The organism is Streptomyces sp. Alt3, assembly GCF_030719215.1.
Taxonomy (GTDB): Bacteria; Actinomycetota; Actinomycetes; order Streptomycetales; family Streptomycetaceae; genus Streptomyces; species Streptomyces glycanivorans.
Genome location: NZ_CP120983.1, coordinates 6,163,706 through 6,187,816, shown reverse-complemented (window position 1 = coordinate 6,187,816; position 24,111 = coordinate 6,163,706). Strand labels below are relative to the sequence as shown.

The window sequence follows — 24,111 nt, the reverse complement described above, 5'->3', positions numbered from 1 at the left end:
GAAACGTGCGTCAACTCTTCGACACCGCAGGGGCGGTGGGGGCACTCACGTCGAAGTGTCCCGCTTTGGGGGACGCTTCCATGAGAGCGGTGAGGACCCGCGCCTTCGCGGTCCCTTCCTCACTACTGCCCCACATCACGGTGCGTCCACGGGTCAGTTCGAGGACGGTGGAGTCGTACGAGACGACCCGTACGGTCCGGGTCTCCCCGGCCACCTTCCCCGGGAGGTCCCCCGCGACACGGACCGCTTCCCGCAGCAGACGGTCACTGCCGAAGCGACGCAGGCTCGCCGACCTGTCCGGCTTCATCTCCAGCAGCGGCACATGCGGGGGCGCCTCGTCCACGGTTGCGAAGCGCACGCCCTTCGCGTCCACTTCGACGAACTTCTCGCCCTTTCCGACCAGCAGGACCGGTTTACGTTCGGTCACTTTAAGGCTCACACCGTGCGGCCATGACCGTACGACATCCACGGAGTCGATACGTGGCAACTTCTGGCGCAACCGGTCCGCGATCGCACCGGTGTCCACGGAGACCAGCGGAGAGCCCAGAGGGGCCGCCGCAGCGGCCTCGACCTCGCTCCGGGTCAGCACGTCGGTGCCGGTGGTCGTCACCCGCTCCAGCCGCAGCCAGGAGGACCCGTAGAGGACCCAGACGGTGGCCGCGGCGATCAAAACCGCGCCGACCGCGGCCAGGACCAGTCGCATCCTGCCGGTCAGCCGGCGCCCCTCGGGGCCGATGTGGGGCGGGCGGGCCGGGGTGTCGGCCCGCTCGGCCTCGCCGCGCTGGGCGGTCGTCGGTCCGGCCACGCTCGCTCCTTCGCCGGGCCCGGGGCGTGCGCCCCGGGCCCGCCCGGCCTCACGCCTGTCGGCGTGCGGCAATCGCCTCGTACACCATGCCGACGAGCAGGTCGTCGGCGTCCCGGCGGCCGAACTCCGCGGCCGCGCGGGACATCTCGTACAGCCGGTGCGGATCCGAGAGCACCGGGAGGACGTTGCCCTGCACCCATTCCGGGGTCAGCGCCGCGTCGTCCACCAGCAGACCACCGCCGGCGTTGACCACCGGCTGGGCGTTCAGCCGCTGTTCGCCGTTGCCGATCGGCAACGGGACATAGGCGGCGGGCAGTCCGACGGCGGAGAGTTCGGCGACGGTCATCGCACCCGCGCGGCAGAGCATCATGTCGGCCGCGGCGTACGCGAGATCCATCCGGTCCACGTACGGTACCGGGATGTAGGGCGGCATCCCGGGCATGTTGTCGATACGCGGCAATTCGTTCTTCGGCCCGACCACGTGGAGGATCTGGATTCCGGACCGCTGGAGCAGCGGCGCGATCCTGGTGACCACCTCGTTGAGGTGGCGGGCGCCCTGCGAACCGCCGGAGACGAGCAGGGTCGGCAGGTTGGGGTCGAGCCCGAACGCGGCACGCGCCTCCGGACGGACCCGCGCCCGGTCCAGGGTGGCGATGGTCCGGCGCAGCGGGATGCCGATGTAGCGGGCACCGCGCAGCTTGCTGTCCGGGGTGGAGACGGCGACGCCGTGGGCGTAGCGCGAACCGATCTTGTTGGCCAGACCCGGCCGGGCGTTGGCCTCGTGGACGACGATCGGGACGCCGACGCGCTTGGCCGCGAGGTAGCCGGGCAGGGCGACGTAGCCGCCGAAGCCGACCACGCAGTCCGCCTTGGTGCGCTCCAGGATCTGCTCGGCGGCCTTGATGGTGCCGCGCAGCCGCCCCGGGACGGTGATCAGCTCAGGTGTGGGCTTGCGCGGCAGAGGCACGGCAGGGATCAGTGCCAGGTCGTACCCCCGCTCGGGTACGAGCCTGGTCTCGAGTCCGCGCTCCGTACCGAGGGCAGTGATTCCCACGGTCGGGTCCTGCCTGCGCAGGGCGTCTGCGAGGGCAAGCGCGGGCTCGATGTGCCCGGCGGTCCCCCCGCCGGCGAGTACGACATGCACCGAAATTCACCGCTCTCCGGACGGACGCTTCATGACGCGCCGTCTCATCGTCTTCCATCTGACCCCGGGCCTCCGCATGGCCAGGGCCGCTCTCGCCGCGGGATCCTCCCGCGCGAAGGCAATCATGAGCCCCACGGCGAACATGGTCGGCAGCAGGGCCGAGCCCCCGTAGGAGAACAGCGGCAGCGGGACACCGGCGATCGGCAACAGGCCGAGCACCGCACCGATGTTGATCACGGCCTGCGCCGTGATCCAGGTGGTCACGCCTCCCGCTGCGTACCTCACGAAGGGGTCCTCCGTGCGTCCGGCCACGCGGATACCCGCATAGCCTAGAGCCGCGAAGAGGGCCAGCACCGACAGCGTCCCCGCCAGGCCGAGTTCCTCCCCGGTGATGGCGAAGATGAAGTCGGTGTGCGGCTCGGGAAGTTGACCCCATTTTTCCACACTCGCGCCGAGCCCGGAACCGAACCATCCGCCGGACGCGAGCGCGTAGATCCCGTGCACCGCCTGCCAGCACGAGTCACCGGGGCCCGGCTCGGACGCTCCGATGCAGGCGAGCCGCGACATCCGGTTGGGGCTGGTCTTGATGAGCAGGAATCCGATGAGTCCGGCGAAGGCGAGCACCCCGGCGAAGAGCCTGGTGGGGGCTCCGGCCAGCCAGAGCAGACCGAAGAGGATCGCGGTGAGGATGATCGCGGTGCCCATGTCGCCGCCGAGCATGATCAGTCCGAGCAGCATGAAGGCGACCGGGACCAGCGGCACCAGCATGTGTTTCCACTGGGCCAGGAGCCGCTTGTCCTGCTTCCGGGCGAGCAGGTCCGCGCCCCAGAGGATCAGGGCGAGCTTGCCGAATTCGCTGGGCTGGAGCTGGAAGGGGCCGCCGAGATAGATCCAGTTCTGGTTGCCGTTGACCGACATCCCTATCCCAGGCACCTGGACCAGGACCATCAGGAAGACCGTGCCCGCGAGCAGCGGGTAGGCCAGCGCCCGGTGGAGCTTGAGGGGCATCCGGGAAGCCAGCATCATCAGCCCGGCCCCGATCACGGCGGCGATGAACTGCTTGCGGAAGAAGTACGTGCTGGGCCTGGACAGCTCCAGGGCCTTGATCATCGACGCGGAGTAGACCATGACGAGGCCGAGGACGGTGATCAGCAGGCCGGCGCCGAGGATCAGGTAGTACGCCGTCAGAGGGCGGTCCCAGGCCCGTCGTGCCCGCTCGTACGTCCGTCGCACCCCCGCCCCGCGGCTCGGCCGGGGCGGTGTGCCCGCTCCACGGCCGCCGCGCGGTGCGGAAGGCCGCCGGGAGCCGGTGGCGGGCCGGCTCCGCAGGGCGAGCCCGGCGAGGGGCCCGGGTCCCGCGGGCAGCGGTCCGGCGAGCAGGGGCGGGGTGAGCGCCCGGCTGATCGCCGCTCCCGCCCGTGAACGGTCGCTCCCGCTCTCGGCTGAGCTCTCGTCGGCCGGCATTGTCGCTGTCCCCTCCACTGCTCGTGCCCGGGGCTGTCACCGGGGCGGGCCCCGGCGGTGCTGCTCGTGACCGTGTCCCGGACGCTTCCGGTCCTCCGGCACGGTACGACGCGGGGGCCGGACCCGTCAGGCGCTCTCGTCGGCGAGTCGACGGACCGCGTCCGCGAACGCCTCGCCCCGCTTGTTGTAGTTGACGAACATGTCCATCGAGGCGCAGGCCGGGGCCAGCAGGACGGTGTCGCCCGGCCGGGCCAGCCGTGCCGCTTCGAGGACCGCCGCGGACATCGCCCCAGTGTCGGTCCGGTCGAGGTCGACCACCGGTACCTCGGGGGCGTGTCGCGCCAGGGCTTCCCTGATGAGCGCCCGGTCGGCGCCCATCAGCACGACGCCCCGCAGGCGCTTCGCCGCGCCGGTGACCAGTCCGTCGAAGGTGGCACCCTTGGCCAGGCCGCCGGCGATCCAGACGATCGGTTCGTAGGCGGCGAGGGAGGCCTCGGCGGCGTGGGTGTTGGTGGCCTTGGAGTCGTCGATGTAGCTGACACCCGCGACGTCGGCGACGTGTTCGATGCGGTGGGCGTCCGGGCGGAAGGCCCGCAGCCCGTCGCGTACGGCCGCGGGCTGCACGCCGAAGGCGCGGGCCAGTGCCGCCGCGGCCAGGGCGTTGGCGATGTTGTGGGGGGCCGGTGGATCGACGTCGCCGACCTCGGCCAGCTCCTGGGCCTGCTTCTGCCGGTTGGCGACGAAGGCCCGGTCGACGAGGATGCCGTCGACCACCCCGAGCTGTGAGGGGCCCGGTGTGCCGAGGGTGAAGCCGATGGCCCGGCAGCCCTCCTCGACGTCGGCCTCGCGCACGAGGTCCTCGGTCGCCGCGTCCTGCGCGTTGTACACGCAGGCGACGCTGTTGCCCTCGTAGATCCGGCCCTTGTCCGCGGCGTAACCGGCCATGGAGCCGTGCCAGTCGAGGTGGTCGGGGGCCAGGTTGAGGACCGCCCCGGAATGGGCGCGCAGCGACGGCGCCCAGTGGAGCTGGTAGCTGGAGAGCTCGACGGCGAGCACGTCGTACGTCTCGTCGCCGAGCACCGCGTCCAGCAGGGACACCCCGATGTTCCCTACGGCGGCCGTGCGCAGGCCGGCCGCTTCGAGGATCGAGGCGAGCATCCGCACGGTCGTGGTCTTTCCGTTGGTCCCGGTGACCGCGAGCCAGGGGGCGGCGTCCGGCCCCCGCAGCCGCCAGGCGAGTTCGACGTCACCCCAGACGGGGACGTCCGCCTCGGCGGCTGCCAGGAAGAGCGGTTTGCCGGGCTTCCAGCCGGGAGCCGTGACGACGAGCTCGGTGGACTCGGGCAGGGTGTCGCCGTCGCCGAGGCGCACGGTGATCCCGAGCGCCTCCAGTTCGGCGGCCTGTGCGCGGGAGCGCTCGTCGTCGCCGTCGTTGACGACGGTGACGAGGGCCCCCCGCTCGTGCAGGGCGCGGGCGGCGGGGATCCCGCTGACGCCGAGCCCGGCCACCGTGACGTGCTTGCCCTGCCAGTCCACGTTGCTCACTTCTTGGCTGCCCATCCGGCGTAGAAGAGGCCCAGTCCGACGATCACGCACATGCCCTGGATGATCCAGAAGCGGACCACGACAAGGACCTCGGACCACCCCTTGAGTTCGAAGTGGTGCTGGAGCGGGGCCATGCGGAAGACCCGCTTGCCGGTCATCTTGAAGGAGCCGACCTGGATGACCACCGACATGGTGATCATCACGAAGAGGCCGCCGAGGATGGCCATCAGGAACTCGGTGCGGGAGCAGATCGCGAGGCCGGCGAGCGCGCCGCCGAGGGCGAGCGAACCGGTGTCGCCCATGAAGATCTTCGCGGGCGAGGTGTTCCACCACAGGAAGCCGAAGCAGGCGCCCATCAGGGCGGAGGCGACGACAGCGAGGTCGAGCGGATCGCGTACCTCGAAGCAGGCGCTGGGGTTGGTCAGGGTCTCCGCGTTGGCACAGGACTCCTGGAACTGCCACAGCCCGATGAAGGTGTAGGCGCCGAAGACCATCACCGAGGCGCCGGTGGCCAGACCGTCCAGACCGTCCGTCAGGTTCACGCCGTTGGACATGGCGAGGATCATGAACAGCGCCCAGACGCAGAACAGCACGGGGCCGATCGACCAGCCGAAGTCCTCGACGAAGGAGAGCCTGGTGGAGGCAGGGGTGTTCCCCTGGGCGTCCGCGAACTGGAGCGAGAGCAGGGCGAAGGCGATGCCGACGATCAGCTGGCCGGCCATCTTCGCCTTGGCCCGCAGCCCCAGCGAGCGCTGCTTCACGATCTTGATGTAGTCGTCGAGGAAGCCGACGAGGCCCATTCCGGCCATCAGGAACAGGACGAGCACACCGGAGAACCGCATCTCCTCGCCGGTGATCACCTTCGCCAGTACGTAGGCGATGATCGTGGCCAGGATGAAGGCGATACCACCCATGGTGGGCGTACCCTTTTTGCTGCCGTGGGTACGCGGGCCGTCGTCCCGGATGAACTGCCCGTAGCCCTTGCGGGCCAGAAGCTTGATCAGCAGCGGGGTTCCGACCAGGGTCAGGAAGAGCCCTATGGCCCCCGCGAACAGGATCTGTCTCATCGGACGGCGACCTCGCCCTCGGTCGTCTCCAGCAGTGCCAGGGCGACCTTCTCCAGGCCGACCGACCGGGACGCCTTCACCAGCACGACGTCTCCCGGGCGCAGTTCACTGCGCAACAGGTCGACGGCCGCCTGTGCGTCGGACACGTGCACCGACTCCTCACCCCACGAACCCTCGTTATATGCGCCCAGTTGCAGCCAGGAGGCTTCTTTTCCTCCGACAGCGACGAGCTTGCTGACGTTGAGCCGGACGGCGAGCCGTCCGACCGCGTCGTGCTCGGCGAGCGACGCGTCACCGAGCTCGGCCATCTGACCGAGCACCGCCCACGTGCGCCCCCCGGCTGCCTGTCGGGCCTTGCCCATGGCGGCCAGCGCACGGAGTGCGGCCTTCATGGATTCGGGGTTCGCGTTGTAGGCGTCGTTGACGACCGTCACACCGTCCGGACGCTCGGTGACCTCCATGCGCCAGCGGGAGAGGGTGCCCGCCCCGGAGAGCGCATCGGCGATCTCGGTCACGGACATGCCCAACTCATGGGCGACGGCGGCCGCGGCGAGCGCGTTCGACACGTGGTGCTCACCGTACAGGCGCAAGGTCACGTCGCTGCACCCGGTGGGTGTGTGGAGGGCGAAAGCGGGCCGTCCGTCGTCCGTGAGCCGCACGTTCTCTCCCCGTACGTCCGCATCCGGGGCCTCCCCGAAGAGGATCACCCGGGCTTTTGTACGGGACGCCATCGCGCGCACGAGCGGATCGTCCGCGTTCAGGATCGCCGCGCCGTCCTCGGGCAGGACCTCGACGAGCTCGCCCTTGGCCTGCGCGATCGCCTCGCGGCTGCCGAACTCGCCGATGTGGGCGCTTCCCACGTTGAGGACCAGACCGATCCGAGGGGGCGTCAGGCCGGCGAGGTACTCGATGTGGCCGATGCCACGGGCGCCCATCTCGAGCACGAGATGGCGGGTTTCCGCCGTGGCGCGCAGCGCGGTGAGCGGGAGTCCGATCTCGTTGTTGAGGGAGCCGGGCGTCCAGACCGTGGGCGCCTTGCGTTCCAGGATCTGGGCGATGAGGTCCTTGGTGGACGTCTTGCCCGCCGAGCCGGTCAGCGCGACGACGGTGGTGCCGAGACGTTCGACCGCGGAACGGGCGAGGGCTCCGAGGGCGGCCACGACGTCGTCGACGACGATCGCCGGGACGCCTACGGGGCGGGCCGCGAGCACGGCCACGGCACCCGCCTCGACGGCGCGCTCGGCATAGTCGTGGCCGTCGACCCGCTCGCCCGCGAACGCGGCGAACAGGGACCCCTGCCGCACCTCCCGGGAGTCGATGACGACGGGGCCGGTGACGGTGACGGACGGGTCCGGGACGTCGTGCGGCTGCCCGCCGACGATTCCGGCGATCTCGGCGAGGGAAAGGGCGATCACTTGGTCATCCCTGACTGTTGTTCTCGTGGGTGTGTACGCGGTCCTCCGGGGCGTTCGGGGCGCCCGTGCGTCCCGAGCGCTCGATGGCCTCGCGCAGGACCTTGCGGTCGTCGAAGGGGCGTACCACGCCGTGGATGTCCTGCCCCTGCTCGTGTCCCTTTCCGGCCACCAGCACGGTGTCGCCGGGCTCGGCCCGGGCGACCGCCGCGGCGATGGCAGCCGCCCGGTCGGCGTCGACGAGCACGTCGCCGCGCTCGTGGACGGGGACCTCGGCGGCGCCGGAGAGCATCGCCGCGAGGATCGCGAGGGGGTCCTCGGAGCGGGGGTTGTCCGAGGTCAGCACGGCGGTGTCGGAAAGCCGTGCCGCCGCGGCGCCCATCGGGCCGCGCTTCGTGGTGTCCCGGTCGCCACCGCAGCCGAGCACGATGTGCACCCGGCCCTCGGTGACCTTCCGCAGGGAGCGCAGGACGGACTCGACGGCGTCGGTCTTGTGCGCGTAGTCGACGACCGCGAGGTACGGCTGTCCGGCGTCGACCCGTTCCAGCCTGCCGGGGACACCGGGGACGGCCGCGACGCCGTCGGCGGCGGTCTGCGGGTCGATGCCCGCGACGGCCAGGGTGACGATCGCGGCGAGGGTGTTGGCGACGTTGAACGGGCCGGGCAGCGGGGCCCTGGCGGTGATGCGCTCACCCTTGGGGCCGATCACGGTGAAGGTGCTGTCCCGGGGGCCGACTTCTACGTCCTCGGCACGCCACTCGGCGTCCGGGTGGCCCTCCGCGGAGAAGGTGACGACCGGGACGGACGCCTCCTCGACCAGCCTGCGGCCGTACTCGTCGTCGAAGTTGACGACGCCGAGCCTGCTGCGCTCCGGGGTGAACAGCTGCGCCTTGGCCTGGAAGTAGTCCTCCATCCCGGAGTGGAACTCCATGTGCTCCGGGCTGAGGTTGTTGAACACGGCGACGTCGAAGACGCATCCGTCGACCCGTCCGAGCACCAGGGCGTGGCTGGAGACCTCCATGGCCACGGCCTCGACACCGCGTTCGCGCATGACGGCGAACAGGGCCTGGAGGTCGGTGGCTTCGGGAGTGGTGCGTTCCGACTTGATGCGCTCGTCGCCGATCCGCATCTCGACGGTCCCGATCAGTCCGGTGCTGCGTCCGGCGCCGCGCAGCCCGCCCTCGACGAGATACGCGGTGGTGGTCTTGCCGGACGTTCCGGTGATCCCGATCTGGAGGAGACCGACGCCCGGCCGTCCGTAGATCTCGGCCGCCAGGTCGCCCATCCGGCCGCGCGGGTCGTCGGTGACGAGGACCGGGAGGCCGGTGGCGGCGGCGCGTTCGGCGCCTGCCGGGTCGGTGAGGATCGCGGCGGCGCCGAGGCCGGCGGCCTGCGCGGAGAAGTCGGCGCCGTGGAAGCGGGCACCGGGCAGAGCCGCGTACACGTCCCCGGGCCGCACGGCCCGGGAGTCGTGGGTGATGCCGGTGACCTCACCGGCGTCCTGCGGTCCGGCACCGAGCCGGGCTGCCAGCTCTCCGAGGGACGTCGGCCTGAGCCGGTCCGGTCGGGGCGCTCCCGGGTAGTTCACAGGCGCGTCCTTCTGAGTGGTTTGGAACTGATCAGCGTGGGGCACGGCGGTGAGCGTACCGGGCGGACCCGGCCTCTCGCGAAGTGAGGGGCCGGGGTGGCGGTACTTCTCGTTCCGGTTCCCGGGATCAGGGGTGATGGTCGTCACTGAGGGTTCCCCCGAGTCACTCGCCGGGCTTGAAGGACACCGGCATCCGGGCGGGGGCCTTGCCGGACGGTGGCGTCTGGAGGGTCTTGAGTGCGAACTCCATGACCTTCTTGTAGATCGGGCCGCAGATCTGACCGCCGAAATAGCTTCCCTCGGTGGGGTTCTGGATGGCGCAGTACACGGTGACCTGCGGGTCGTCGGCCGGTGCGAAGCCCGCGAAGGACGCCGTGTAGCCCTTGTAGACGCCGCGCACCGGGTCGACCCGGTTGGCCGTGCCGGTCTTGCCCGCGACCCGGTAACCCTGGATGTGGGCCTTGGTACCGGTGCCCTCCCTGTCGTCCACGACGGACTCCAGCATCTTCGCCAGGGTCCCGGCCGTCTTCTCGCTGACCACCCGGGTGCGCTTCGGGGCGTCCGACGCGGTGTAGCGGTCGTCCGCGTCCTTGGTCCCGCGGACGAGGGTCGGTTCGATCCGGACCCCGCCGTTGGCGATGGTCTGGTAGACCGAGGCGGCCTGCATGGCGTTGAGGGAGAGGCCCTGCCCGAACGGGATCGTGTACTGCTGCGAGGTGGACCAGTCCTGGGGCTTGGCCAGGATGCCGGGCGACTCGCCCGGGTAGTCGAGCCCGGTCGTACTGCCGAGGCCGAACTTGCGCAGGTAGGAGTGCAGCACCTTGTTGGCCTCGGGCTGGGTCTTCCCCAGCTGCCCGGTGGCCAGGATGGTGCCGATGTTGCTCGACTTGGCGAGTACGCCGTTGAGCGTGAGGTACCAGGTGGGGTGGTCGATGTCGTCCCTGAAGAGCCGGTCGCCCCGGTGCAGCCGGTTGGGCACCGTGACGTGCGTGCCCGGTGTGGCCGCGCCCTCCTCCAACACGGCGGCCATGGACATGACCTTGCTGGTGGAGCCGGGTTCGTACACGTCCTGGAGGGCCGCGTTGCCCAGGGCCGCGGAATTGCTCTGCGCGAGGTCGTTCGGGTCGTAGCCCGGGGCGTTGGCCATGGCCAGCACCTCGCCGGTCTTCGTGTTCTGGACGATCACGTAGCCGCGGTCCGCCTTGGACTTCTCGACCTGGTCGGCGATGGCGCGCTGGGCGGCCCACTGGATGTCGCGGTCGATCGTCAGCTCGACGTCGGTGCCGGCGACGGCCGGGATCTCCGTGGAGCCCGCCGTCGGGACGGGGCGGCCGCCCGCCTGGGCGTAGCGGATCTTGCCGTCCTCGCCCTGGAGCTTCTTGTTCAGCTGCGCCTCCAGGCCGCCGCCGCCCTTCCCCTCGGCGTTGACGAATCCCAGTATCCCGGCGGCGAGGCCGCCGTTGGGGTAGACGCGTCGGGTGGTCGGCTCCTGGAGGACTCCGGCCAGCACGTTGGCCCCGGGGCCGCCCTTCGCCCTGTCCTCGGCCGCCTTCTCCGCGAAGACGGACTTGAGGTCCTTGATCTGCTTCCAGACCTGCGGGGTCTGCCTCCGCGCCAGGACCGTGTAGCGGCTCTTCGGGGTGGAGAGCTTCTTCGCCAGCTCGGCCTCGTCCTTGCCGAGGATCGGGGCGAGCAGCGCCGCCGCCTGCTGCGGGGCGTCGGGGGCCTTGCTGTCCTCGGGGGTGAACAGCTTGGGGTCGGCGGTGATGTCGTGCGCGTCGACGCTGGTGGCCAGGGCGATTCCGCTGCGGTCGGTGATCTCTCCGCGTTCGGCGGCGATCGTGTACTCCAGGTACCGGTTCTTCTCGGCCTTGGCGGTGTACGCGTTGGCGTCGACCGCCTGGACCTGGAGGAGCCGGACCACGAAGGCCAGCATCACCAGGGTCAGGCAGAGGCTGATCAGGCGCAGCCGGGGGCGCGGGCTGCCCAGGCGGATGGACTGCGGCGAGGCGCCGCGCCGTTTGCCGGGCGCCGCGGGGCGCCGGGGGCGGCGGTCCTGGGCACGGGCCGCGGGCCGGGCACGCCCCGGTCCGCCCGCCGCGTCACGGGAGCGCGCGGGGCCGGGTACGCGACGGCGCGGCGGTTCCTTGGACGGCACTGCGTCACCTGCCGGTGCTGGTCGGGGCGGGGGTGGTCGCCGCCGTGGACGGCGTCAAGGGGGAGTCCGAGGGCGAGGGGGACGCGGAGCCGGCCGGGGAGGACTGTCCGGTGGGCGCCGGCACGCTCGCCTCGGGTGCCGGAACCGCGGTGGGGGTGGAGGGCTGCGCGGTGGCCCGTTCGGGCACCCCGCTGACCGTGCCGTCCGGGTTCAGGAAGGCGGGGCTGCCGCCGGGGACCATGCCGAGCTCCCTGGCCCGGCGTTCGAGCGCGTCGGGCTCGGAGTAGCTGTCGACGTCCCTCTGGAGGGCCTGCTGCTCGTCGGTGAGCTCGGTGGTCTCACGCTTCAGCTTGCTCAGCCTGAACGATCCTTCATTGAGCGCCGAGTTCAGCAGCAGGAGCGAGATCAGGCCACCCGCGAGGAGCAGCACGACCAGCAGGACGAAGGGGGTGCGGGCGGCGGTGCTAGGCCCGGACGGCATCAGCCGGGCGAGCCGGCCGGCCCTCCCCTTCATCTGCTCGGCCGTCCTGGTCACCGGGCCCCCACCGTCCTCCTCCGCGTGCCGCCTGCCCGGCGGGACCCGCTCATCGCTCCTCCTCGCGGATGCGCTGGGCGCCGCGCAGCCTGGCGGGGGCGGCGCGCCGGTTCTCGGCGACCTCCTCCTCGGTGGGCAGTTCGGCTCCGCGGGTCAGCAGCTTCAGCCGGGGCTGGTAGCGCTCGGGTACGACGGGCAGTCCGGGCGGAGCCGTGTTGGCCGCGCCGGCCGCGAAGACCTGCTTGACCAGGCGGTCCTCGAGGGAGTGGTACGAGAGGACGGCGATCCGGCCACCGACCGCGAGGCTCCGGACCGCGGCCGGAACGGCCCGCTCCAGGACGGTGAGTTCACCGTTGACCTCGATGCGCAGAGCCTGGAAGGTGCGCTTGGCCGGATTGCCGCCGGTGCGCTTGGCCGCCTGCGGCAGGGAGTCACGGATCAGCTCGACGAGGCGGGCGCTGTTGCTGAAGGGTTCCTTCTCGCGTTCACGGACGACGGCCGAGACGATGCGCTTGGCCTGCTTCTCCTCGCCGTACGCGCGCAGGATCCGCACGAGTTCGCCCGGCGGGTAGGTGTTGAGCACCTCGGCCGCGCCGATGCCGGTCGTCTGGTCCATGCGCATGTCGAGCGGCGCGTCCTGGGCGTAGGCGAAGCCGCGGTCGGCCTCGTCCAGCTGCATGGAGGAGACACCGAGGTCGAACAGCACGCCCTGGACCTTGGGGATGCCCAGCCGGTCGAGGACCTCGGGGAGTTCGTCGTAGACGGCGTGCACCAGGGTGGCCCGGTCGCCGTACGGTGCGAGGCGCTCGCCGGACAGCCTCAGCGCCTCCTTGTCGCGGTCCAGGGCGACCAGCCGGGCCGCGGGGAAGGCGGCGAGCAGCGCTTCGCTGTGGCCTCCGAGCCCGAGGGTGCAGTCGACGACGACCGGGGGCTGCGGTCCTGTCGCCTCCAGAGCCGGGGCCAGCAGGTCCAGGCATCGCTGGAGCATCACCGGGACGTGTCGGGTCTGGCTCAAAGCGCCCTCTCAGGCTCTGCCCCGTGTGGCCGTACATGCGGTCCGGTCCCCACCCGCCCGGAAGGGGAGGTCGGCCGGCGCCGGGGAAGGGGCGTCGGCCGGCCGTCGGGCGGGAGAGGGCCGGGCCGCATGTACGCCGCACATCACGGGGAACTCGAAACATGTACAAATATGCGGAATGTGCAGGCGTGTCGGTAACTTCGGGTCACTTTAGTCCACCCTGCCATTCGATCCATTCCCGATCAACGAACCGCGCAGCGCGTCGCACCGTCCCGGCGGTGATCGGCGACCACGCACCGTCGGAGGTCCGCAGGTAAGGCTTGTGGGTTACCTCACAACAAGCGACGTTGACGTTCTTTGTCCCCTTCCGCAACACGCCCCGAGCGGTCGCGAAGGTTAACGTCGTAGCCATGTCGACTTCTGCGCAGTCCTCCGCCGAGACCGATTCCCCCACCACCTCCGGTGCCTCTGCCGGAGAGACGGTCACCGATCGTCTGGTCGGCCTGAACACGCATTACGCGGAGGCGTTCACCGATCCGGGCATGGACGCGCGCCCCGTACTGAAGGTCGCCGTCGTCGCGTGCATGGACGCCCGCCTCGACCTCCACCGGGCGCTCGGCCTGGAGCTCGGCGACTGCCACACCATCCGTAACGCGGGCGGCGTGGTCACCGACGACGTGCTCCGCTCCCTGACCATCAGCCAGCGGGCGCTCGGCACCCGCAGCATCATCCTCATCCACCACACGAACTGCGGCATGGAGTCGCTGACCGAGGGATTCCGGCAGGAGCTGGAGCTCGAGGTCGGACAGCGCCCGGCGTGGGCGGTGGAGGCCTACACGGACGCCGACCAGGACGTCAGGCAGTCGATGCAGCGCGTGCGCACCTCGCCCTTCCTCCTGCACACGGACGACGTCCGCGGCTTCGTCTTCGACGTGACGACGGGCAAGCTGCGCGAGATCCTTCCCGCCTCCTGAAGCACCCCGACATACGGACCACACCCGGCATTTCACGCTCACTTGTCGGGAGGCGAGTGACACGAAGCGGTAACGGCAACAAGAATGCGGGTGTGACATCTCTCCGGGTCCTCCGGAGAGTGTCCGTATTTCGGGGCGGGCCGGGCAGCTTCTGCGCGGGCCCGAGCACAAGGGGCCGAGGAGGGCCGGGTGACGACCTATGACGATCGAGCGAGCCTCACAGATCTGACCACCACAGCCGAGCGGGTACGCAGGTCGGTCGAGGGTGTGATCGAGGGCAAGCCTGAGGTCGTACGGCTTTCGCTGACCGTGCTGCTCGCGGAGGGACACCTCCTGATCGAGGATGTGCCCGGCGTCGGCAAGACGATGCTGGCCAAGGCGCTGGCGCGGTCCATCGACTGCTCGGTGCGGCGCATCCAGTTCACGCCGGACCTGCTGCCCTCGGACATCACCGGGGTGTCGATCTTCGATCAGCAGCGACGGGACTTCGAGTTCAAGCCCGGCGCGATCTTCGCGCAGATCGTGATCGGCGACGAGATCAACCGCGCCTCGCCGAAGACCCAGTCGGCGCTGCTGGAGTCGATGGAGGAGCGCCAGGTCACCATCGACGGGCAGACCTACGAACTGCCCGATCCCTTCATGGTGGTGGCCACCCAGAACCCGGTGGAGATGGAGGGCACCTATCCCCTCCCCGAGGCGCAGCGCGACCGCTTCATGGCCCGTGTGTCCATCGGGTACCCGAGCGCCGAGGCGGAGCTCCAGATGCTCGACGTGCACGGCGGGCCGTCACCGCTGGACGACCTCCAACCGGTGGCGCACGCCCACGACATCGTGAAGCTGATCGAAGCGGTGCGCTCGGTCCACGTGGCGGAGGCCGTCCGCCGGTACGCGGTGGAACTGGTGTCCGCCACCCGTCAGCACCCGGACCTCAGACTGGGTGCCTCGCCGCGTGCGACCCTCCATCTGCTGCGGGCCGCCAAGGCGTCGGCCGCGCTGAGCGGGCGGGACTACGCCCTGCCGGACGACGTCCAGGCGCTGGCGGTCGCGGTGCTGGCCCACCGGCTGCTTCCCACGGCGCAGGCGCAGCTCAACCGGCGTACGGCCGAGCAGGTCGTGACGGACATCCTGCAGCGCACACCCGTGCCGACCTCGGGTGGCGGCGCCACCGCCTCCGCGCAGCCCCAGCACCGGCCCGGCGGCCCGGTGTACGGCCGGCAGCCCGGCGCCCGGCGCCTGTGATGACGGCCGGGGCACCGGGCCCCGTGGACGACAGCGACGACAAGGGCGGCCTGCGGGCCGCTCTGGGCGGTCTGACGACACGCGGCCGGTCCTTCCTGGCCGCCGGTGTGGCGGCGGCGGTCTGCGCCTTCGTGCTGGGCCAGGGCGATCTGCTCCGCGTCGGCCTGCTGCTGGCGGTGCTGCCGCTGGTCTGCGTCACCGTCCTCTACCGCACCCGCTACCGGGTGGTCGGCAGCCGGCGGCTGTCGCCGTCGCGCGTCCCGGCGGGCGCGGAGGCGCGGGTCCATCTCCGCATGGACAACGTGTCCCGGCTGCACACGGGCCTGCTCATGCTCCAGGACCGCGTCCCGTACGTCCTCGGCCCCCGGCCCCGGTTCGTCCTGGACCGGGTGGAGCCGGGAGGCGTACGGGAGGTGTCCTACCGGGTCCGCTCCGACCTGCGCGGCCGGTATCCGCTGGGGCCCCTGCAACTGCAGCTGAACGATCCGTTCGGGATGTGCGAGCTGACGCGTTCCTTCAGCGCCTACGACACCCTCGTCGTCGTCCCGCGCACGGAGCCTCTTCCACCGCTGCGGCTGGCCGGGGAGGCTTCCGGATACGGCGACGGCAGGCAGCGGTCCCTGGCGCTGGCGGGCGAGGACGACATCATTCCGCGCGGCTACCGCCACGGCGACGACCTGCGACGGGTGCACTGGCGCTCCACCGCGCGCTACGGCGAGCTGATGGTGCGTCGCGAGGAGCAGCCGCAGCGGGCGGGGTGCACGGTGCTGCTGGACACCCGGCGGATCGCCTACCAGGGCGCCGGGCCGGGATCGGCCTTCGAGTGGGCGGTGTCCGGGGCGGCGTCCGCACTGGTGCACATGCTGGAGCGGGGCTTCGCGGTCCGGCTGCTCACCGACGAGGGGAGTGCCGCACCCGGCGGGGACACCGACGGCTTCCCGGGGTCGATCCACGACTCCGCGGAATCGGCGGGCCTGATGATGGACACCCTCGCGGTCGTCGGTCATTCCGACGGGGGTGGGCTCTCCCGCGCACACGACGTGCTGCGCGGCGGCGACGAGGGGCTGTTGGTGGCGTTCTTCGGCGATCTCGACGAGGAGCAGGCGGCGGTGGCGGCCAGGATGCGGCAGCGCAGTCGCGGGGCCGTCGCGTTCGTGCTGGACAGCGGCGACTGGACACGTGGCGGGGAGAGCGTGGCTCCCGCCCCGGCCTCCGAGCGTCTTCGGCTGCTGCGTGAGGCGGGCTGGACGGCGCTGGCGGTGCCCCCCGGTGCGGAGCTCGCCCGCCTCTGGCAGCAGGCGGGCCAGGAGGACCCCGGCGTGCGGTCCTCCGCGGCCGGAACGACGACAGGGTTCCCCGGGGGTCGGTCATGAGCGGGCGTACCCGACTGGCGCTGTGCGCCTTCGCGGCCACGATGACGGCGGCGGGAGCGCTGCTGCCCCTGGTCGAGACCTCGACATGGGTGCTGCAGGCCGCGTTCCTGCTGGCCGTGCAGACCGGGGTGGGCACACTCGCCCGCCGGATGCGTACGGCACGGTTCCTGACGGTCTCCCTCCAGGTGTTCGTCACACTGCTGACGCTGACCATGGCGTTCGCCAGGGACCACGCCGTGTTCGGCGTACTGCCCGGCCCCCAGGCGGGGCGGCACCTCATGGACCTGCTGACCATGGGCGCCGACGACGTCGGCAGGTACGCCATCCCCGCGCCGGCGACGGAGGGCATCCGGCTGATGCTGATCGGCGGGGTGCTGCTGATCGGGCTCGCCGTGGACGTCCTCGCCGTGACCTTCCGCGCCGCCGCCCCGGCCGGTCTTCCGCTTCTCGCGCTCTACTCGGTCGCCGCGGGGCTCTCCGACGGCGGGGCGGGATGGCTCTGGTTCCTGCTCGCGGCGTGCGGCTACCTGGCCCTCCTGCTGGCCGAGGGCCGGGACCGGCTGTCCCGGTGGGGGCGCGTCTTCGGTGGTGTGTCCCGTACTTCGGGCGGTCTGGCGGCCGGCCTGGAGGGATCCGGGCGCGCGTCCGCGTCGGTGCGTACGGGGCGGCGCATCGGCGCCGTGACACTGGGCATCGCGCTCGCCGTGCCGGCGGCTCTGCCCGCTCTGGACGGCGGGCTGCTGGGCGGCACGGGCGGCGGGTCGGGCAAGGGGAGCGGCGGGGGCACGATCTCCGCGGTGAACCCGCTGGTCTCGCTGCAGAACAACCTGAACCAGCCGGAGAACCGGGAGGTGATGACGTACCGCACCAACTCCGCGAGCCCGCAGGACTTCTATCTGCGCATCCTGGCCCTGGACCAGTTCGACGGCAGCGAGTGGCGTCCGTCGACCCGCAGGCTGCGGGACGTCCCGGACCGGCTGCCGCAGCCGACCGGGCTGGGCGAGGACGTCTCCGTCACCGAGATCAGGACGAACATCTCCGCGTCCCGCTCGTACCAGCAGACGTATCTGCCGCTCCCCTACCCGGCGAGCGAGGTGGACATCCAGGGCCGCTGGCGTTACGAGCCCGAGGGACGCACCCTGGTCGGCGACGACGGCCAGACCACGCGCGGCGCGCGGTACGAGGTCAGCAGCCTGGTGGTGGAGCCGACGGCCGAGCAGCTCGCCGGGGCGATGGCACCGCGTTCGGACCTGGCCCGTGAGTACACACGGGTGCCCCGGTCGCTGCCGGATGTGGTCGAGCGGACCGCGCGGCAGGTGACCGAGGACGCGTCCGACGACTACGAGCGCGCCGTGAAGCTCCAGGACTGGTTCGCGTCGGAGGGCGGTTTCCGCTACGACACGACGGTGACGTCGGGCACCGGTACGGCGGCGATCGAGCGGTTCCTGAAGGAGAAGGAGGGGTTCTGTGTCCACTTCTCCTTCACGATGGCGGCGATGGCCAGGACCCTGGGCATTCCCGCACGGGTCGCGGTGGGCTTCACCCCGGGCACGGTCCAGGCGGACGGTTCGGTGTCGGTCGGGCTGCGCGATGCGCACGCCTGGCCCGAGCTGTACTTCGAGGGCGTGGGCTGGACCCGCTTCGAGCCGACGCCGTCCCGGGGCAGCACCCCGGCGTACACCCGCCCCGACACGCCTTCCCAGGACCCCAGCGATCCCACGCTGCCCACGGACGGCGCCTCCGCGGCGCCCACGGCGGCACCCTCGGCCACGGAGTCCTGCCCCGAGCAGATGCGCAGGCAGGGTGAGTGCGGCGCGTCCGCGGCTCCCGGAGCGGTGGACTCCTCCGATCCGGGGACCCCGGCGGGCACGATCGCCCTGTGGGTGCTCGGTTCCCTGGTCGTCGTCGTGCTTCCGCTGATTCCCGTGCTCTGGCGGATCCGGGCCCGTGGCCGGCGGCTCGGTTCCTCCGGAGGGCGGACCCCCGCGGACGCGGCGGCACGGGTGATGGCCGCCTGGCGGGAGATCACCGACACGGCCTGGGACCACGGCATCCCGCCGGACGAGTCGCAGACCCCGCGCAAGGCCGCGGCACGTGTCGTGCGGCTGGGCGGCCTCCAGGGCACGGCGGCCGCCGCGATCCACCAGGTGGCGGGCGCGGTGGAGCGGGTGCTCTACGCACCCGAGCCGGGGTCGGCGTCCGCACCGGCACAGGACGTGCGGGCCGTGCGGGCCGGGCTGTGGGCCTCGGCCGGCCGCTGGGGCAGGCTGCGGGCGACATTCGCGCCCCGTTCGGCCGTTCGGGTGATCTGGGCGTTCTCGGAACGCCGGGCGGAACTCGGCCGCCGGTGGTCGGCCCGTGTGGGGCGCGACCGCTGGGCGGCCCGGCTGCGTCGTCCTTCGCGTCAGCAGGGCTGAGCTCCTGGATGCCGTCCCACCTGCGGACTTCCTCGGATCCGAGGGCGTGTGCGGGTGGGTACGGGAGCGCAGACGGGGTCCCGGACGGTGAGGGAACGCGTGAGGGAGAACGCGTGAGGGGCGGTCGCTGCGAAGCGACCGCCCCTCATGTGAGGTCCGGCATCGCGTCCCGGTGTGTCCGGTCCGCATCCGCGTCCCGTGGCCGGTGCGGTCACCGGCCGCCGGGACGCGGAAAGCTCACTGGCCCTGTTCGTCGCGGCGGCGCTGCCACCGCTGCTCGATCCGGTTCATCATCGACCGGCGCTGCCTGGGGTGTCGGCGTTCGCCTCCGCCCCCGCTCGCACTCCCCGCCGGCTGCTGCTCACCGGGCTTCGGCGCTTTGCGCCATCCGGTGACCGCCAGCACGGCACAGCCCAGCATGACGAGGAAACCCGCCACACTGACCCAGGTCTGCTGGAAAACCATTCCGGCCATGAGGAGCGCGATACCCACCAGAAAACCGGCCACCGCCTGGTAGACCCGTCGCCGGGTGTACCTGCGCAGCCCGCTTCCCTCAAGCGCTGTAGCGAACTTGGGATCTTCGGCGTACAGCGCTCGCTCCATCTGCTCGAGCATTCGCTGCTCGTGCTCCGAGAGCGGCACGGAGTCCTCCTCGTCGTCGGCCGCGGGGGCGACCGGTATGCGGCCCTTCCAGGATAGGCAGGGATTCGCCCCCGTGAAACCCGCCCTCTAGCCATAGCCAGTCCGGACCGCCAATTCGGCTCGGCTGCTGAGGCGTAGATTCCCCGACCTCCGATCCGTCATGCCGGATGGTGTCACCCGATCATACGGGGCCCGCGGCCCGATCGGGTGTTCCGGGCAGTACTCCGTCTGCAGCTGCGTTGCTGATCAGCCGGGCTACTGCCGCTTTCCGGCCTCTGGTCCGACGGTGTCACCCTCCGGTCAGGCGCGCTTCTCTCCCAGAACGTGCAGCTGGGTCGCCACGGAGTGGAAGGCCGGCAGTTCCGCGACGGCCGCCTCCAGCTTGAGGAGCTCCTCCATCGCGCCCGGTTCGGTGTCCACGAGAACGCCCGGCACCAGGTCGGCGAAGACCCGTACCCCGTGGACCGCGCCGACCTCGACGCCCGCCGCGTCGACCAGTCCGGTGAGCTGGTCGGCGGTGAACCTGCGGGGCACGGGGTCGCCGGTGCCCCAGCGTCCGGCCGGGTCCGTCAGCGCCTGCCGGGCCTCGGCGAAGTGTCCGGCGAGCGCCCTGGCCAGGACGGCTCCGCCGAGGCCGGCGCCGAGCAGGCTGAGCGCTCCGGACGGGCGGAGTGCGTCGACCGCGTTGCGCACACCCTCGGCGGGGTCGTCGACGTACTCCAGGACCCCGTGGCACAGGACCGCGTCGTATCCGGCACGGTCCACCACCTCGAACAGGCCGAGGATGTCGCCCTGGACACCGCGGACCCGGTCGGCGACTCCGGCCTCGTCCGCACGGCGCTCCAGCGCGAACAGGGCGTTCGGGCTGGGGTCGACGACGGTGACCCGGTGGCCGAGCCGGGCGACGGGCACGGCGAAGTTGCCGGTGCCGCCGCCGGTGTCGAGCACGTCCAGAGCTTCCCTGCCGGTCGCCTTGACCCGGCGCTCGAGAGCGTCCTTGAGGACCTCCCAGACCACGGCGGTACGGAGGGAGGCGCGGGGGCGCAGCTGGTCCGACACGGCAGTTGACTCCTCGGCACGGTGCCGCCACGGACGGCGGAGCGTGAACGGTGCAGGTGGTACGGGTGGTCTCCACCCTATTGCCTCGCACCGTCCACGCGGTCACTCCGCGTCGGGCCAGTGTCCGGAGCCGTCCTTCCGGGGCTGCGGCAGGACGGGCTGGAGGACCAGCAGCCGCTCGACCAGGCGCAGGAACATGGCCGCGTCACGGAGCAGGTCGTCGGCGTCGCGACTGCCGGCCGCGCCGGGTATCCCCGCCTCGGCGCGCGCCCTGCGCCCGGCTCCGGAAGCGAACAGGGCGCTCCATTCGGCGAGTTCGGGCGCGATGTCGGGAAGGACCTCCCAGGCGCTGCGGATCCTTTCGCGCCGGCGTCCGCCGGTCTCGGGGCGGCCTCGGGCGGCGAGCACCGCTGCGGCGGTGCGCAGCGCGGCGAGGTGGGCGGTGGCGTACCGCTCGTTGGGCACGTCGAGCCCGGCGGCTTCCTCCAGGCCCGCGTGGGCCTGGGCGAGCAGGTCGAGGGCGGCGGGCGGCGCGGTGGTGCGGCGCAGCACGGGGTGCACGTCGGTCGCCGGTCCGGTCAGTGAGGGTGCAGGGCTGCCTGCGCGGCGCCGCGGGGCGGCGGCTGCGGACGAGCTGGCCATGACGAACCTCCTGTCGTCGTGTGACGGCTCGGTGGCCGTCTGTGTCCATCGTGACGGTCGGCACTGACATTCCCTCAGATTCCGCCGCTGACCAGGCACTTTGCTTCGAGCCCGAGTACGGGCTAGTTTTTTGCACTGACCAGTCAGTTCAAAAATGGGGGTGGGGTCGTGGACAGCCCGCACGGGGCGGCACTGAGCGCCGAGGACTTCGGACTGAAGGGCCCGAGAGGCTGGGCCTTCCGGGGCGTGGGGTTCACCGCCCCTCCGGGATCGCTCGTCGCGGTCGAGGGCGCGTCCGGTTCGGGGCGTACCTGTCTGCTGCTCGCGCTCACCGGCCGGATGCGGTCCACACAGGGCCACGCCGAGGTCGGCGGCGAGCGTCTGCCCGGACGGCTCGGGGCGGTGCGCGGGTTCAGCGCGCTGGGCCCGGTCCCCGGGGTGAGTGAGCTGGACCCGTCCCTCACCGTCGCCGAGCACCTGCGGGAACGGGCCCTGCTGCGGCGCCGCTTCGACGGATCGCTGCGCTCCCTGCTGAGCCCCCGCGCCGAACGCGCTGCCACGGCCCGGGACGCCATCGACACCGCCCTGTCGGACACGGGGCTCGACCTCGCGGCGCTGCCCAAGGGCGAACGCACCTCCGTGCGGGACCTGGAGCGCCTGGAGTCCCTGCGCCTGTCGGTCACCCTCGCCCTGATGGGCCGTCCCCGGCTCCTGGCCGTGGACGACACCGACCTCAAACTCTCGGCGACCGACCGCGCCCTGGCCTGGGAGCTGCTGCGCACGCTCGCGGCCGGCGGAACCACGGTGCTGGCCGTGTGCAGCGAGGCCCCCGAGGACGCGCTCACGGTGCGGACCCGCCCGGCGCCCGGGACGGAAGCGACCTGCGACGACACGACGACCGGGAAGGAAACGGCAGATGCGATCGCCGAGACTGGCAGCGCTTGAGCTGCGGCGGTTCGGCAGGGGCCGGATGCCCCGTGCCGCCCTCGTGGCCCTCCTCCTGCTGCCCCTGCTCTACGGAGCGCTCTACCTCTGGTCGTTCTGGGACCCGTACGGGCGGCTCGACCGCATACCCGTGGCCCTCGTCAACGAGGACGAGGGAGCGAGCACCGGGGGCGAGCACCTCGCGGCCGGTGACGAGATAACCGGCAGACTGCTCGACTCCAAGGTCTTCGACTGGCACGAGGTCGGTTCCGCCGAGGCCGAACAGGGAGTCGAGGACGGGACGTACTACCTCTCGCTGACCATGCCGTCGGACTTCAGCGAGCGGATCGCATCGAGTGCCGGGGACTCCCCCGGTACCGGCGCCCTGCGGGTGCGCACGAACGACGCGAACAACTACATCGTGGGGCAGATCTCCCGGACGGTCTTCGCCGAGGTCCGCAGTGCCGCGTCGGCCAAGGCCTCCCGCGGCTTCCTGGACCGGATCTTCATCGACTTCTCGGGCCTGCACGACGCGACCGCGAAGGCGGCCAAGGGCGCCGACGACCTGGAGAGCGGCCTCACGAAGGCGAAGAAGGGCTCCAAGGACCTCGCGGACGGCCTCAAGGACGCCAGATCGGGCAGCGGCACCCTCTCCACGGGCATCACGAAGCTGAACAAGGGCGCCGGCGACCTGGAGACGGGGTCCCGGCAGGTCGCGGGCGGCACCCAGCTGCTCGCGGACAAGGTCGACGCCGTCGCCGAGGACGTACGCCCCTTCCTGAAGGACAACGGCAAGGCCATCGGCGACACCGCCCGGCTGGTCGCCGACTCCTCCAAGGCCGTACGCGACAACCTCGACCTGCTGGCCGAAGCGGCACCCGTCGCCTCGGCCGCCGCCCACACGGCGTCCGACGACCTGACGGAGGTCTACCGCACCCGGTGCGAGGACCAGCCGCTGCCGGACCCGGGCGTCTGCCCGCAGCTGAAGCGGGCCAAGGTCGCGGCCGAGGACGTCACCGCGGTGTCCGACGACGTCGCCGCGCTGGTGAAGAACCAGAACGGCGACCTGACGAAGCTCCGCACCCGGCTGACCGAACTGGAGAAGCAGGCCGACGCCCTGGCGAAGCGCTCGCCGCGTCTGGACACGGACCTGGAGTCCGCCGTCTCGAAGATCAAGGCGCTCAACACCGGCGCGCACGAGGTCGCCGATGGGGCCGACGCGCTCCACACCGGTCTCGGCACCGCGAAGACGGGGGCCGGCGATCTGGCCACCGGCGTCAAGAAGCTCGACACGGGCGCCAAGGATCTGAAGAGCGGTCTGTACCGGCTGGGGGACGGCTCCGCGACCCTCGCCCAGGGGCTCAACGACGGGGTCGGCAGGATCCCCGACTACGACAAGGACGAGCGGGACGCCCGCACCGGTGTGATGGCGGACCCGGTGCAACTGGCCTCCTCCTCGCTGCACGCGGCGCCCAACTACGGCACCGGCTTCGCCCCGTACTTCATCCCGCTCTCGCTGTGGGTGGGAGCGATGGTGGCGTACATGCTGATCCAGCCCCTCAACCGGCGGGCCCTCGCGGCAGGGGCGCCTGCCTGGCGCATCGCCTTCGCGGGCTGGCTCCCGGTGGCCGCGATCGGCCTGCTGCAGGTCGCCGCCCTGATGTCGGTGCTGCACTGGCAGCTCGGTCTGCAGATGACGCACGCAGCCGGAACGCTCGGTTTCCTGGCCCTGGTGACCTGCTGCTTCGCCGCGATCGTGCAGTGGCTCAACGCCCGCTTCGGCGCCGCGGGCCGCATCCTCGTCCTGGCGGTGCTGATGCTCCAGCTGACCTCCGCCGGGGGCACCTACCCCGTCCAGACCAGCCCGGGGTTCTTCGGGGCGATCCACCCCTACCTGCCGATGACGTACGTCGTGGACGGGCTGCGCCGGCTGATCACGGGCGGTGGGCTCGGGCCGGTCTGGCAGGGCTGCGCCGTGCTGCTCGTCTTCACGGCGGGCGCCCTGACGCTGACCGCGCTCTCCGCCCGCCGCAAGCAGGTGTGGACCCTGGACCGGCTCCACCCGGAGCTGAGTCTGTGACCGCGCCCGCACCTGTGAGAATCGTGGC

19 protein-coding genes are annotated in these 24,111 nt (G+C 71.7%); 6 read left to right on the top strand and 13 right to left on the bottom strand.

Annotated features, from left to right (window positions below; all coding sequences use genetic code 11):
• Positions 1-10 precede the first annotated feature (10 nt).
• The 10 genes from P8A20_RS27300 to rsmH form a co-directional block, all read right to left on the bottom strand.
• Positions 11-805, bottom strand: coding sequence for a cell division protein FtsQ/DivIB (locus P8A20_RS27300; protein WP_306104399.1), 795 nt, complete (start codon positions 803-805; stop codon positions 11-13).
• Between the two features lie 49 nt (positions 806-854).
• Complete coding sequence (gene murG, locus P8A20_RS27295; RefSeq protein ID WP_014156748.1) at positions 855-1,949, bottom strand: undecaprenyldiphospho-muramoylpentapeptide beta-N-acetylglucosaminyltransferase; 1,095 nt, start codon at positions 1,947-1,949, stop codon at positions 855-857.
• 6 nt (positions 1,950-1,955) lie between these two features.
• Positions 1,956-3,413 carry a putative lipid II flippase FtsW gene (gene ftsW / locus P8A20_RS27290; protein ID WP_261988958.1) on the bottom strand — a complete coding sequence of 486 codons (1,458 nt, stop codon included), beginning with the start codon at positions 3,411-3,413 and terminating at the stop codon, positions 1,956-1,958.
• 126 nt (positions 3,414-3,539) lie between these two features.
• Positions 3,540-4,973, bottom strand: a complete 1,434-nt coding sequence (gene murD, locus P8A20_RS27285; RefSeq protein WP_187282377.1) for a UDP-N-acetylmuramoyl-L-alanine--D-glutamate ligase — start codon at positions 4,971-4,973, stop codon at positions 3,540-3,542.
• The gene (gene mraY / locus P8A20_RS27280) at positions 4,955-6,025 is read right to left on the bottom strand and encodes a phospho-N-acetylmuramoyl-pentapeptide-transferase (protein WP_147962990.1); all 1,071 of its coding nucleotides are present in this window, start codon (positions 6,023-6,025) and stop codon (positions 4,955-4,957) included. Before mraY ends, murD begins: the two co-directional genes overlap by 19 nt.
• Positions 6,022-7,440: a UDP-N-acetylmuramoyl-tripeptide--D-alanyl-D-alanine ligase gene (locus tag P8A20_RS27275; RefSeq protein ID WP_147962991.1), complete on the bottom strand. Its 1,419-nt coding sequence runs from the start codon at positions 7,438-7,440 to the stop codon at positions 6,022-6,024. Before P8A20_RS27275 ends, mraY begins: the two co-directional genes overlap by 4 nt.
• 4 nt (positions 7,441-7,444) lie before the next feature.
• Entirely contained in the window at positions 7,445-9,172 is a 1,728-nt protein-coding gene (locus P8A20_RS27270; RefSeq protein WP_147962992.1) for a UDP-N-acetylmuramoyl-L-alanyl-D-glutamate--2,6-diaminopimelate ligase, read from the bottom strand.
• A gap of 16 nt (positions 9,173-9,188) precedes the next feature.
• Positions 9,189-11,183, bottom strand: a complete 1,995-nt coding sequence (locus P8A20_RS27265) for a peptidoglycan D,D-transpeptidase FtsI family protein (protein ID WP_147962993.1) — start codon at positions 11,181-11,183, stop codon at positions 9,189-9,191.
• Positions 11,184-11,187: 4 nt separating this feature from the next.
• The gene (ftsL, locus tag P8A20_RS27260; RefSeq protein WP_306104398.1) at positions 11,188-11,718 is read right to left on the bottom strand and encodes a cell division protein FtsL; all 531 of its coding nucleotides are present in this window, start codon (positions 11,716-11,718) and stop codon (positions 11,188-11,190) included.
• A 49-nt stretch (positions 11,719-11,767) separates the two neighbouring features.
• Positions 11,768-12,733: a 16S rRNA (cytosine(1402)-N(4))-methyltransferase RsmH gene (gene rsmH, locus P8A20_RS27255; RefSeq protein WP_014156740.1), complete on the bottom strand. Its 966-nt coding sequence runs from the start codon at positions 12,731-12,733 to the stop codon at positions 11,768-11,770.
• 410 nt (positions 12,734-13,143) lie between these two features.
• Between rsmH and P8A20_RS27250 the strand changes: the two genes are divergently transcribed.
• The 4 genes from P8A20_RS27250 (at position 13,144) to P8A20_RS27235 (ending at position 18,736) form a co-directional block, all read left to right on the top strand.
• The gene (locus tag P8A20_RS27250; protein ID WP_147962995.1) at positions 13,144-13,707 is read left to right on the top strand and encodes a beta-class carbonic anhydrase; all 564 of its coding nucleotides are present in this window, start codon (positions 13,144-13,146) and stop codon (positions 13,705-13,707) included.
• Between the two features lie 189 nt (positions 13,708-13,896).
• Positions 13,897-14,946 carry an AAA family ATPase gene (locus tag P8A20_RS27245; protein WP_147962996.1) on the top strand — a complete coding sequence of 350 codons (1,050 nt, stop codon included), beginning with the start codon at positions 13,897-13,899 and terminating at the stop codon, positions 14,944-14,946.
• Complete coding sequence (locus tag P8A20_RS27240) at positions 14,946-16,319, top strand: DUF58 domain-containing protein (RefSeq protein WP_306104397.1); 1,374 nt, start codon at positions 14,946-14,948, stop codon at positions 16,317-16,319. The genes P8A20_RS27245 and P8A20_RS27240 overlap by 1 nt, the downstream gene beginning before the upstream one ends.
• On the top strand, positions 16,316-18,736 hold the full coding sequence (locus tag P8A20_RS27235) for a transglutaminase TgpA family protein (protein ID WP_306104396.1): 2,421 nt from the start codon (positions 16,316-16,318) through the stop codon (positions 18,734-18,736). Before P8A20_RS27240 ends, P8A20_RS27235 begins: the two co-directional genes overlap by 4 nt.
• 237 nt (positions 18,737-18,973) lie before the next feature.
• Here the strand turns inward: P8A20_RS27235 and P8A20_RS27230 are convergent, their stop codons facing one another.
• The 3 genes from P8A20_RS27230 to P8A20_RS27220 all read right to left on the bottom strand — a co-directional run bounded on the left by P8A20_RS27230 (position 18,974) and on the right by P8A20_RS27220 (position 21,079).
• Entirely contained in the window at positions 18,974-19,378 is a 405-nt protein-coding gene (locus P8A20_RS27230; protein WP_033303312.1) for an SCO2097 family morphological protein, read from the bottom strand.
• Between the two features lie 300 nt (positions 19,379-19,678).
• A complete protein-coding gene (locus P8A20_RS27225; RefSeq protein WP_147962999.1) occupies positions 19,679-20,437 on the bottom strand; it encodes a class I SAM-dependent methyltransferase in 759 nt (252 codons plus the stop codon).
• A 102-nt stretch (positions 20,438-20,539) separates the two neighbouring features.
• Positions 20,540-21,079 carry an SAV_6107 family HEPN domain-containing protein gene (locus P8A20_RS27220; RefSeq protein ID WP_306104395.1) on the bottom strand — a complete coding sequence of 180 codons (540 nt, stop codon included), beginning with the start codon at positions 21,077-21,079 and terminating at the stop codon, positions 20,540-20,542.
• A 168-nt stretch (positions 21,080-21,247) separates the two neighbouring features.
• Here P8A20_RS27220 and P8A20_RS27215 point away from each other — a divergent pair, with 168 nt between their 5' ends.
• Together P8A20_RS27215 and P8A20_RS27210 are read left to right on the top strand one after the other, a co-directional pair.
• Positions 21,248-22,024 carry an ATP-binding cassette domain-containing protein gene (locus tag P8A20_RS27215; RefSeq protein ID WP_306104394.1) on the top strand — a complete coding sequence of 259 codons (777 nt, stop codon included), beginning with the start codon at positions 21,248-21,250 and terminating at the stop codon, positions 22,022-22,024.
• A complete protein-coding gene (locus tag P8A20_RS27210; protein WP_147963002.1) occupies positions 21,996-24,083 on the top strand; it encodes a YhgE/Pip domain-containing protein in 2,088 nt (695 codons plus the stop codon). The genes P8A20_RS27215 and P8A20_RS27210 overlap by 29 nt, the downstream gene beginning before the upstream one ends.
• Positions 24,084-24,111 lie beyond the last annotated feature (28 nt).

Excerpts from the sequence above, each read along its gene's own strand:
- ftsW (WP_261988958.1), bottom strand. The coding sequence starts at position 3,413 with ATGCCGGCCGACGAGAGCTCAGCCGAGAGCGGGAGCGACCGTTCACGG.
- murD (WP_187282377.1), bottom strand. The coding sequence starts at position 4,973 with ATGGGCAGCCAAGAAGTGAGCAACGTGGACTGGCAGGGCAAGCACGTC.
- mraY (WP_147962990.1), bottom strand. The coding sequence starts at position 6,025 with ATGAGACAGATCCTGTTCGCGGGGGCCATAGGGCTCTTCCTGACCCTG.
- P8A20_RS27250 (WP_147962995.1), top strand. The coding sequence starts at position 13,144 with ATGTCGACTTCTGCGCAGTCCTCCGCCGAGACCGATTCCCCCACCACC.
- P8A20_RS27240 (WP_306104397.1), top strand. The coding sequence starts at position 14,946 with ATGACGGCCGGGGCACCGGGCCCCGTGGACGACAGCGACGACAAGGGC.
- P8A20_RS27235 (WP_306104396.1), top strand. The coding sequence starts at position 16,316 with ATGAGCGGGCGTACCCGACTGGCGCTGTGCGCCTTCGCGGCCACGATG.
- P8A20_RS27220 (WP_306104395.1), bottom strand. The coding sequence starts at position 21,079 with ATGGCCAGCTCGTCCGCAGCCGCCGCCCCGCGGCGCCGCGCAGGCAGC.
- P8A20_RS27210 (WP_147963002.1), top strand. The coding sequence starts at position 21,996 with ATGCGATCGCCGAGACTGGCAGCGCTTGAGCTGCGGCGGTTCGGCAGG.